At 69.2% G+C, this 3,423-nt stretch carries 4 protein-coding genes; all 4 read left to right on the top strand.

From position 1 onward, the window contains the following. Nucleotides 1-202: 202 nt before the first annotated feature. On the top strand, nt 203-919 hold the full coding sequence (locus QK291_RS18885) for a glycosyltransferase family 2 protein (protein WP_282384385.1): 717 nt from the start codon (nt 203-205) through the stop codon (nt 917-919). After that, entirely contained in the window at nt 916-1,596 is a 681-nt protein-coding gene (locus QK291_RS18880) for a DUF2064 domain-containing protein (RefSeq protein ID WP_282384383.1), read from the top strand. Before QK291_RS18885 ends, QK291_RS18880 begins: the two co-directional genes overlap by 4 nt. Next, nucleotides 1,593-2,297: a methyltransferase domain-containing protein gene (locus QK291_RS18875; protein WP_282384381.1), complete on the top strand. Its 705-nt coding sequence runs from the start codon at nt 1,593-1,595 to the stop codon at nt 2,295-2,297. Before QK291_RS18880 ends, QK291_RS18875 begins: the two co-directional genes overlap by 4 nt. Then, a partial coding sequence (locus QK291_RS18870; RefSeq protein WP_282384379.1) for a glycosyltransferase family 87 protein occupies nt 2,294-3,423 on the top strand: 1,130 nt, incomplete at its 3' end. The genes QK291_RS18875 and QK291_RS18870, both read left to right, overlap by 4 nt.

Here is a 3,423-nt window from a genome sequence, read left to right as displayed (position 1 = left end):
CCGACATGCTCGTCGGCATCGCCAAGATCACCGTCAACACCAAGTAACACCCACCCCGAAAACCTGCCGGATGCATGGTCTGCACCGGTGGGAAGTGCCACGGCTCCTCCCTTGGGGGTCCGTGGCACTTTTCTGTTCGCGTACCGTAGGGAATCCCGGGCGAAGCGCCGCCGCGGGAACCATCGCTTGAGAGGCGTTTTACATGACTGGAGCCATGGTTGATGTCGTTCTGCCGTGTTTGAATGAGCGCGGCGCCCTGCCGTGGGTGCTGTCCCGTCTGCCGGAAGGGTACCGGGCCATCGTTGTCGATAACGGTTCCACGGACGGTTCCGCCGAGCTCGCCGCGAGTCTGGGCGCCCTCGTGATCCATGAGGGCCGGCGGGGGTTTGGGGCCGCCGCCCATGCCGGCCTGCTCGCGGCGACTGCGGAGTTCGTCGCGTTCTGCGATTGCGACGGCTCACTCGACCCGGCGCAGCTGCCGGCGCTGGTCGCCCCGGTCGTTAGCGGCACGGCAGATCTGGTGCTGGGCAGCCGTCAGCCGCAACGCGGCTCCTGGCCCGTGCATGCCCGGATCGCCAACCTCGTCCTGGCCTGGCGGCTCCGGCGCCTGACCGGGGAACGCGTGACCGACCTTGGACCGATGCGGGCAGCACGACGCACTGAATTGCTGTCCCTGGATCTGGTGGACCGCCGCAGCGGCTACCCGCTGGAGATGTTCCTGAAGGCAAGCCTGCGGCAGTGGAGAATCCTGGAGCTGCCCGTCCCCTATGCCCCCCGCACCGGCAAGTCCAAGGTGACCGGAACGGTGCGCGGAACGGTGACGGCTGTCCGGGATATGTCCGCCCAGCTCAAGGCTGCCGCGGCGGCTGCATCTTCCGGACCGGTCCGGAAGACTCCCGGCAGCGAATGGCTGTTATGAGCAAGAGCTTGGATCTGACAGTGGCGGTCATCGCCAAAGAGTGCCTGCCGGGCCGCGTTAAGACCCGGCTGAGCCCGCCGCTGAGCCCTGAAGGGGCCGCCGCCCTGGCCCAGGTGAGCCTGAGCCGGACCCTGGATACGGTCCGGCTCCTCCCGGCACGGCACCGGGTGCTGGTTATGGACGGAACACCGAAAGCGGCGGACGCAGTAGGGTTCACCGTCGTAGCGCAGGCCACCGGGGGGCTGGATGAACGGCTCGGCGCCATCTGCGACGCCGCGACGGGTCCGCTGCTCATCATCGGCATGGACACTCCGCAGTTCTCGGCTGACCATGTCGCGCCGCTCCTTCACGACTGGTCCGCGGGTGCGCCGGGTCTTGACGCCTGGATCGGCCCGGCCACGGACGGCGGGTTCTGGGCCCTCGCGCTGCGCCGCCCCGACGGGGCTTTGATCCGGGGAGTGCCGATGTCTACGGACACGACCGGGGCACGGCAGCTCGCCCGCCTGTCAGCCCGGGGCCTCAGTGTCGGGACGCTGCCGGAACTGGCGGATATGGACCACTTCAGCGATGCGCTCAACATCGCCGCCGCGATACCGGGAACCGACTTCGCGCACGCTGTCCAGGTCGCCGCCCAGCACATGCAGGACTCACTGCTCCTCACCGGTGTCCGGCCGTGACGGCCACCGGCGTGGCATCGGGCACCCACTTCGGCCAGGGCCACACGGAGCCCTATGCCAGGGCGCTGGCGGACGGGTCCGGGACCCTGACGCTTCGTCCGGACACCGAACACACGGCAGCCCCGGTGGACTTCGACGTCCAAAGTTGGTGTGGGGAAGCGAACCTGCTCGAACGCTCACTCCTGCACAGCCTTCAAGGTCCGGTCCTGGACATCGGCTGCGGACCGGGCAGGCTCCTGGCTGCCGCCCAGCGGATGGGCCTTCCCGCACTGGGGATCGACACGAGCCCGGAGGCGGTCCGCCGGGCGCGTGCCCGCGGCGCCCGGGCCCTGGAACAATCGGTGTTCGCTCCGGTACCCCGGTCCGGCCATTGGCAATCCGTCATCCTGCTCGACGGCAACATCGGCATCGGCGGCAGCATCACGTCCCTGCTCCGCCGCTGCGGCCAGCTCATCGCCCCGCACGGGACCCTCCTGGTCGAAGTGGAGGACGATGAGGACCTGGACACCGTCTACTCCGCCGTGTTGGAGGACTCGAGCGGAAACCGGAGCGAACCCTTCCGCTGGGCCCGGACGGGCAGTGCGGGTCTCGCGTCCCGGGCGCAGCGCAGCGACTGGACCGTAGCCTCCGTTCAACGGCTGCAGGGCCGCGTCTTCTGCCGGCTCTCCCCCGGCACCGGGCCAGACAGGACCGCAGTGTGACCGTCGCCAGTCCTTCGCCGCCGACAGACGGCAAACAGCGGCCCATGCTCAGCCTGGCCGCCACGCTGACGGTCCTGGTCCTGGCGGGCTTGCTGTGGTGGATGGTTGTCCCCCATAACCCGTTCGAATCCGCACCGATTGTCGGCACCTTCCTGTCCTGGGGTGTGCTCCTGGGGGCTGTCAGTCTCCTCCGGCGCGTCCCCCGACGCCGCGTGGGTGCCGTCATCATCGCCGGCACCGTGCTGCTCGGCCTGGTCGCCGTGAGCGCGCCGCCGCGGACCAGCAACGATTCCGCCCGGTACGCCTGGGACGGGATCGTCCAAAAGGCGGGGATCTCCCCCTACTCGTATGTGCCCGTCGATGAGACCCTCGCAGCTCTTCGGCCGGACTGGCTGTTCGCCCCCGGCGCCACCGGCGAAGAGGGCAGGCCCGTGTGCGCCAAGGACTTGTTCGGGACGGAATCCGTCCCGGCCTTCGGCTTCCCGTCGGGAAATCCGTTGTGCACGGCCATTAACCGTCCGCACGTGCCCACGATCTACCCGCCCACGGCAGAGATCTACTTTTTTGGGGTGCGGGCCGTCGTCCCCGACTCGGTTGGATACCTTCCTTTCCAGCTCGGAGGCCTGCTCATCAGCGTCGCCGTGACGCTGCTGCTGCTCGGCGCCCTGGCCCGACGCGGCCTGCCCCTTCACCTCGCCGCAGTCTGGGGCTGGAGCCCGTTCGTGCAGCTCGAGGCTGTGAACAACGCCCATGTCGATCTGCTCGGCGGTGCCCTGATCCTGGCCGCCGGAATGCTGTTGAGCGGTGGCAAGCCGCTGCGCTCCGGGGTGGTGTTCGGGGCCGCCGTGGCCACGAAACTCATTCCGGTGATCGCCGCCCCTGCGTTGTTGTTCCGGCGCCCGGCCCGGTTCATCGCCGCGGCGCTGGGAACTTTCGGCCTCCTTTACGTGCCCTATCTGGCCGCCGCCGGGGCCGGAGTCCTGGGTTTCCTGCCCGGCTACCTCAAAGAGGAAGGCTACAGCCAGAGCGGCGGGACCCGGTTCGGGCTGGCGCAACTCCTCTCCACCGGGCCCTGGCCGCCGGTGCTCAGCGCCGCGGCGCTGGCCGTCGTCGCGCTCGGTGTGCT

The organism is Arthrobacter sp. AL12, from assembly GCF_029960645.1.
In the GTDB taxonomy this organism is placed as follows: Bacteria; Actinomycetota; Actinomycetes; order Actinomycetales; family Micrococcaceae; genus Arthrobacter.
The sequence above is the reverse complement of the archived record's forward strand: the minus strand, read 5'-3'. Positions and strand labels throughout refer to the sequence as shown.

Coding starts and splice junctions, on each gene's coding strand:
- QK291_RS18885 (WP_282384385.1), top strand. CDS start 203: ATGACTGGAGCCATGGTTGATGTCGTTCTGCCGTGTTTGAATGAGCGC.
- QK291_RS18880 (WP_282384383.1), top strand. CDS start 916: ATGAGCAAGAGCTTGGATCTGACAGTGGCGGTCATCGCCAAAGAGTGC.